Genomic DNA, 6,787 nt, shown 5'->3' on the forward strand with positions numbered 1-6,787 from the left:
CCCCCTCCGCGACACTCGGCCTTAGTTTCCGGTGAATCTCACGCGCCGGCGCGGGTGAGACCGTGGGATAAAGGAAAGGGGTTGCGGCCCTACCCATCGGCATGGACCTCCACGTCCTCGACAGAGGCCGCATCCACGCCGACGTGAACTACGCGCTCGACGGCGAGGTAGCGGCGACCGACAGCGACCGCGACCCGGACCTCGAATACGAGGCCTTCGCGGTCTGGAACCTGCTCGTCGACCACCCCGAAGGGACCGTCCTCTGGGATACGGGGTCGCACCCGGATGCCGCCGACGGCTACTGGCCCGACCCGCTGTACGAGGCCTTCGCTCACCCCGACGCGGGCGACCACGACCTCGAAACCGCCCTCCACGAGGTCGGCTACGGACTCGACGACATCGACTGCGTCGTCCAGTCGCACCTGCATCTCGACCACGCCGGCGGACTCTATCACTTCGACGGGACCGACGTGCCGGTCTACGTCCATCGGCGTGAACTCGAACACGCCTACCTGTCGGCAAAATCGCCGGCCGGCGGGAGCGCCTACCTCGCCGCGGACTTCGACCACGACCTCGCGTGGGAGGTCATCGACCAGGGGCGCTACCAACTGTTCGACGGCATCGAACTGCTCCACGTTCCCGGCCACACGCCGGGTTCGCTCGGCGCGCTCATCCATCGTGAGGACGACGAGAACGTCATCATCGCCGGCGACTTAGCCTTCCTCGAACCGAACTACGAGGATGGTCGGTCGATGGGCGCTAGCCTCCTGGCCGATTCGCAGGCGTGGGAGGAGAGCCGCCGGTTCCTGCAGGACCTCGAACGCCGCCACGACGCGCGAGTCATCTACGGCCACGACCCCGACCAGTTCGAGCGGATTCGGGACGGCCTCTAGCGGGGCTGCCAGCCATCGGGCGCGTCGGGCGCGCCGACGCGGACGCGGTCGCCGCCTTCGTCGAGTTCGATGCGGCCGTCGAACACCTGCGCGAGCGTGCGGACGGTCCGTTCGTCGTGCGCCTCGGGCGTCAGAACGAACAGGCCGAGGCCGTCGTTTCGGCGGAGGTGTGCCGTGAGCACGCTCAGAAAACGAAAGACGGCAGCCTCTTCGGTGTAGTAGAGTAGCGTCGAGACGGAATCGAAGCCGATGGCGGGGGAATCGGCCCGCTTCATGAACTCCGAGAGCGGCATCGAGATGCCCGTGAGGTCTGCCGGCGACCCAACGTCGGCCGCTTCCCCGGCCTCGCCGGGCGAACAGTCGAGGACCGTCGTCACCGACGAGCGGACCGCTGGGGTCAGCCCCCCGGCGCTCCGGGTCGCCGTCACGAACAGCGTCTCGCCGGCGCGCTGGTCGCCCGCCCGTCCGAGAAACAGCGGCGTGCCGGAAAGCGGCGGCGCCTCGAGCACGTAACTCCCGGTCGCGTCGGCCAGCCACTCGTCTATCGACGCCACGATGTCCACGGCTTCGAGGCCGGTCCCGAAAGCCGTTACGCTGGGTGGGGAAAGGGAGAACGGACGGACCGGTTCAGCCGACCAGTCGCGCCCACACGGCCAGCACCGACGGCAGGACGAATATCGAGGCCAGATACGAATAGAGGATGCTCAGCGCGGTGAGGAACCCGAACTGTCCGATGGCGGGGAACAGCGACAGCATGAGAACGCCGATACCGAAGGTGGTGGTGAGCATGCTCCCCGCGAGGGCGCCGCCGGTGCCCTCGATGGTCCGGTCGAGCGCGTCGTAGACGCCGCGGCCGTGCTCCTCGTATTCGTCGGCGAAGCGGTGGGTGACGTGGACCGAGTAGTCGATGCCGAGGCCGATGGTTATCGCGAGGATGGTCGCGGTGAAGGCGTTGAAGGAGATACCGAGCGCGCGCATCGAGGCGGCGATGAGGGTCACGGTGATGGCCACGGGAACGACGTTGGCGACGCCGAGACTCGCCCGCCCGAGCAACAGCCAGTAGATGAACACGAGGAAGACGGCGGTGCCGGTCAGCGCGACCGCGAGGCTGACTATCGCCGACTCGAGGATGAGATTCGAGATGGCCTGAAAGACGACGGTGTTGCCGGTCGCGGTGGCGGTGTAGCGCTGTCTGTCGGCGGCCGTCCGGGCGTCGGCGGTTATCTCCCCCTGGCTGGCGTCGGATTCGACCGCGTAGACGACCCGGGTCGCGCGTCTGTCGTCGGTGAGATACTGGCGGGTCTGCTCGGCGGCCGGCGAGTCCAGCAGGTAATCGTATATCTCCCCGAGGTTGCGGTCGGGAACGCCGTCGGCGTCGATGTCGTTGCGGTCGACCATCCGACGGAACTCGGGGTCCCGGTCGGCGTGGTCCTGAATGACGGTCACGAGGCTGGTCTCGTCGGCCCGGCCGCCCTCGCGGACGAAGCTATCGGGCGGGTCGTCGCCGGCCCGATGGAGCGCCTCCAGGGCGTGTGGCGCCTCCATCGGCCCCTCAACGTAGACGGTGACGGTATCGCTCTGCCCGGATTCGAAGTTGTCCTGCAGGAAGTTGATGTTCCGCGTGACGGAGTAGTCGCCGGGTTCGAGTGGCTCCGGCGCGTACCCGTAGTAGTCGGGGGTTTCCTCGGGCGGGAGGAAGTCCTCGTCCTCGAAGGTGGTGTCGACCCCCGTCGCGTAGACGGCGGCGAAGCCGCTGGTGAGAAGCAGCGCGCCCACGAAGACGGCGGGAGCGGTTCGGGCGACCGTGACGCCGACGGCGTGTACGCTCGATAGCCGCGACCCGCTCGACCCCATCGGCGCCGTCGAGAAGGTCGGAATCGGGTAGGACTCGCGAGCGTGGTCGAGTTTCACCTTCGCGGCGGGAAGGAAGATACCGAAGATGAGGAACGTAAAGACGATGCCGACCGATGCGACGACGCCGAACTCGCGGATGGGGGCGAGGTCGCTGGTCAGGTTGGCGGCGAAGCCGATGACGGTCGTCCCCGTGACGATGAAGAAGGCGACGAGCACCTGGTCGGTCGCCCGACTCATCCCGTCGTCGATGCCGTAGCCCTCCTCGCGTTCCTCCCGATAGCGGTTGACTGCGTGAATCCCGAAGTCGATGCCGACCGCCAGCAACATCGGCGGGACCGCGATCAACACCTGACTGAACGGGATGCCGGCCAGCCCCATGAAGCCGAACGTCCAGACCAGCGCGATGAGGAGCGCGACCACGCCCAAAAGGAGGTCCGCGAGGTCCCGGTAAGCGACGAGGAGGAAGAACGTAATCAGGAGGAGCGCGGCGGGCACGACGATGCGGAGCGTGTCCGTGATGACCGCCGAGAACTCGGCGGCGGTGATGCCCGCGCCGAACACCCGGATGTCGCCGCCCGCGCTCTCGGTCACGAACTGGGCCCGCTCCTGTAACGGCGTCAGCGGGCTCGTCCCACCCTGTCCCGAGCTGGTTTCGAGGCCGGCCGGGAGTTCGTGGGTCGCGATGCCGACCGTCGCCGAGGCGCTGGCTGAACCGCGGTTGAAGTCGTTGGAGACCAGCCCGGAGAACCGGGGGTTCCGCTCGTCGGCCTGCCGGACGGCCTCCCGTATCTCCGTGTCGGTCGCCGACTCGATGGCCCGCCGCTGTTCTTCCGGCGTCGTCGCCTCGGGGTCGAGTTGCTGGGCGACGATGCTCGCGGCACTGGAGGTACTCGAGACGCGCAACCCGTCGTGGGCCTCCAGTTCCTCCTGGACGGTCAACATCCGGAGGAGTTCGTTGCGGGCCAGCACGTTCTCGCCGCTCTGTATCAGTTGCGTACTCCCCGTATCGGCCGCAAAGGACGGCGTGAACTGGCGGTTGACCTCCTGAAAGGCCTCCTCGGCGGGGACGTTCTCGGCGAACTGCTCGGTGCCGGCGGCGGTTTCGACGTTGCCCAACCCGACCGCGAAGGCGGCCGTCAAAAGCAGGAAGACGACGATGACCGTCCCCGGCCGCTCGGTGATGAGGGCGTCGACCCGGTCGATGAGGTACTGGTAGTCGACGTCCATCTATCGACGCCGGTAGCGGAACGCGATGGCGGCAAGCGGTGCGAGGCCGAATGCGACCAGTCCGGCGGGAATCGCGGGACCGATGGACCCGAAGAGGCCGCCGCTTTCCTCCTCGACGCCGACTGGGACGCGGTAGCTGTCGGTCAGCCGGGTCTCCCCGTCCTCGTCGACGTACTGGAAGTCGACCGATATCGGGTAGTCCTTCTGCATCGCGCTTCCGGCCGCGCTGACCCGGAAGGGGAGTTCGGCGGTCTCGCCGGGTTCGAGTTCGTCGACGAACGCCTCGTCGTCGCTCACCGACAGCGGCGAGGAGGCGAACACCTTCGCCGACACGTCGGTGACCGTCTCGTCCTCGTTGTTGGTCACCGCCAGTACGATGCGGTCGGAACCACCGGCCGTGACCGTCGCGTTGACGGGTTCGACCGTGAAGACGTCACGCCGCGGCTCGACGGTCTGCCGGAATCGGACGTCGTCGGCCCGCTGGGTGTCGCCGTCGAGGTTCTCGTATTCGGTACTGAGGGTGAACTGCCGCGGGCCGGCGCGAGCGGCGCTGGAGACCTCGACGTCGAAGGCCACGTCGACGCGCTCGCCGGCGTCCAGGTCGCCGACGGCGACCTCGGGTTCGAGGACTTGGACGTTGTCGGTGGGCGGCGACAGCGTCACGACGACGTTGCGGGCCTCGTTCGGTCCCTCGTTGACGACGGTGCCGCGGACCGTGCCGTCCTGTGCGACCCGGAGGGTGGAGTCGACGTTCTCGACGGCGAACGTCTGGTCGGCCTCGGGTTCGATGCCGACGACGTGTCGCTCCCCGGTGCGGTCGCCGCCGCGCTCGTCGTAGTTCAACGCGAGGTCGGCAGCGTAGTCCCGCGAACGGGCGTCCTCGGCGAAGGCGCCCTCGACCCGGACGGTTCGCTGGTCGCCCGGTTCGACGGTGCCGAGATACGCCGTCGTGCGGTCGCTGCCCCCGAATCGGAGGCCGGAACTGCGGGACTGGAACTCGACGGTGGCGTCGTCGACGGTGCGGTCGCCGGTGTGGTCGAGGGTCACCTCGACCCAGCCGTCGCCGCCCGATTCGGCGGTCGACTCGACGCCGGTTACCTCGAAGTTGCCGTCCTCGTCGACGACGACGCGGACGTTCTTGGTCCGGCTGCGAACCTCGTCCCGCTGGGAGTGGCTCGCCCGCTCGGAGACGAAGGGGCTGTATTTGTAACTGACCTCGACGGGGACCCGGTAGATGCCGGGGTCGGCGTCCTCGTCGACGGTGATATCGAATCGGGCCGGAATCGCCTCGCCGTCGGGGACGTTCCCGACCGCTTGCGTGTTGGTGTGGACGGTGATGGGGCCGCTGTCTCGCGGTGTCAGCGTCAGGCCGCGGGCGGTCGTGGCGCGCCGTTCGGCCTGGACGTTACCCACGTTGCTGCCGGAGTCGAGTTCGCCGCGATTGACGACGCTGACTTCGAGGGTCGTCGTCTCGCCGGCGTCGACGCGGTTGTCGGCGATAGTAAGGGAGATGTCCGGCTCGCCGGTGACGTTCGCGGCCGCGGTGCCGGCGAGGAACGGAGCGACCGCGGAAACGAGGAGCAGCGAGACGAGTCCCACGACCGCGATTCGGGAGCCGACGGAGCGCGTCCCGACCCAATCGAGGGGGTGCCCGCCGTGTCCGTTCCCTTCGGCGCTGCCGCGCTGTTCGTTCTCGATGCCGTCACCCGCACTCGCAGCGGGGGTCGCATCGCCAGCGCTTTCTCCGTCGGTCGACTCCATCCGTCCCATGTTGATTGAACGTTCAATCACAACGCGGAAAAGCATTTTTACTTTCTGGCGGGCGCGGGCTGTCGGAAAACACCCCGTCCGGCGTGTCGGTCGACCTACCGGGACTCGACCAGTCCGTAGGTGGATTCGAGGTGGTCGATTATCCAATCGACCGTATCGGGGTCGTACGTCCAGAAGCCGTAGAACGACCGGGGTTCCCGCTCTTCGGCCAGCAGGGCACACTTGTTGACGTCGATGCCGGCGCCGTCGTAGACGACGAACCACGACCGTTCGATCTCGTCGGTGCGTTCGACGTGAATCGTGAGGTCGGTGTCGTGGTTCGGGACGTCGGTATCGGGGACGGCGTAGGCGTAGACGTCGAGGGAGTTCCTCTCGGCCAGTTGCTCGTAGATGTCCATCTGGTCTTCGAGAATCGAGAGCTTCTGGAAGCCCGAGTGAAGCGAGCCCTTGCCGAGACGCCACGCGCGGTCCTCGATTTCCCGGGAGGCGGCGACCATCTGCCCGATGTCGTAGGACGTGAACATCGTCTCGTCGAGGTAATCGAGGATTGGCCGGTAGGCGTTCTCGGCGAAGTCGGGGTCGTTCTCGTCGGATTCGGGACCCCGAATGTCGTCGAGGCTGGCGGCGGTGACGAACTCGCCGTCCTCCGAGAGCACGGCGAAGGCGTTCGGCTTGCCGCTCGGCGTCCGCTCGGCGGTCACCGAGAGGTTCCGGTCGTGAAATTGCTCGCGGAGGGCGGCGACGTCCTCGCCGTCGCCGTTGAAGACGGTCAGCGTCTTCTCGTGTTCCTCGACCCCCGCGATGAGTTCGGTGAGTGACATCCGCTTGTGGGTACACGCAAGACATTCCACCTAATAAGCCTGTGCCACGTCCGCCGGGTAGTGTTCAGATAAGCTGATTCCATGCGAAGGCGAATGCTCGAAGCCAATCGTCGGCGGTGTCTGCTTCGGCGTTGCTGAAACAGTTCGAAAAGCTGGTAGTTCGTCGTTTTATCTCACGAAAGACACGTTCGGCGCTGTTCCGATTTCCGTGTTTTTCGTATC

General features: G+C 67.0%; 5 protein-coding genes and 1 pseudogene. 1 reads left to right on the forward strand and 5 read right to left on the reverse strand.

All coding sequences use genetic code 11. The annotated features are described in order from the left end of the window. Positions 1-101 precede the first annotated feature (101 nt). Complete coding sequence (locus tag U5914_RS14520) at positions 102-893, forward strand: N-acyl homoserine lactonase family protein (protein WP_336136469.1); 792 nt, start codon at positions 102-104, stop codon at positions 891-893. Here the strand turns inward: U5914_RS14520 and U5914_RS14525 are convergent. From U5914_RS14525 to U5914_RS14545, 5 genes and pseudogenes are all read right to left on the reverse strand, one after another. Next, the gene (locus U5914_RS14525; protein WP_336136470.1) at positions 890-1,447 is read right to left on the reverse strand and encodes a DUF7504 family protein; all 558 of its coding nucleotides are present in this window, start codon (positions 1,445-1,447) and stop codon (positions 890-892) included. The genes U5914_RS14520 and U5914_RS14525 overlap by 4 nt on opposite strands. 73 nt (positions 1,448-1,520) lie before the next feature. Continuing rightward, positions 1,521-3,974 carry an efflux RND transporter permease subunit gene (locus U5914_RS14530; RefSeq protein WP_336136471.1) on the reverse strand — a complete coding sequence of 818 codons (2,454 nt, stop codon included), beginning with the start codon at positions 3,972-3,974 and terminating at the stop codon, positions 1,521-1,523. Next, positions 3,975-5,744, reverse strand: coding sequence for a COG1361 S-layer family protein (locus U5914_RS14535; RefSeq protein ID WP_336136472.1), 1,770 nt, complete (start codon positions 5,742-5,744; stop codon positions 3,975-3,977). A gap of 95 nt (positions 5,745-5,839) precedes the next feature. Further along, on the reverse strand, positions 5,840-6,565 hold the full coding sequence (locus U5914_RS14540; RefSeq protein WP_336136476.1) for a DICT sensory domain-containing protein: 726 nt from the start codon (positions 6,563-6,565) through the stop codon (positions 5,840-5,842). A 64-nt stretch (positions 6,566-6,629) separates the two neighbouring features. Continuing rightward, positions 6,630-6,787 (reverse strand): annotated as a pseudogene (locus U5914_RS14545) (IS6 family transposase); the annotation flags it as partial.

Origin of the sequence: Natronomonas amylolytica, assembly GCF_037031205.1 — an archaeon.
GTDB lineage: Archaea > Halobacteriota > Halobacteria > Halobacteriales > Haloarculaceae > Natronomonas > Natronomonas amylolytica.

Excerpts from the sequence above, each read along its gene's own strand:
- U5914_RS14520 (WP_336136469.1), top strand. The coding sequence starts at position 102 with ATGGACCTCCACGTCCTCGACAGAGGCCGCATCCACGCCGACGTGAAC.
- U5914_RS14530 (WP_336136471.1), bottom strand. The coding sequence starts at position 3,974 with ATGGACGTCGACTACCAGTACCTCATCGACCGGGTCGACGCCCTCATC.
- U5914_RS14535 (WP_336136472.1), bottom strand. The coding sequence starts at position 5,744 with ATGGGACGGATGGAGTCGACCGACGGAGAAAGCGCTGGCGATGCGACC.
- U5914_RS14540 (WP_336136476.1), bottom strand. The coding sequence starts at position 6,565 with ATGTCACTCACCGAACTCATCGCGGGGGTCGAGGAACACGAGAAGACG.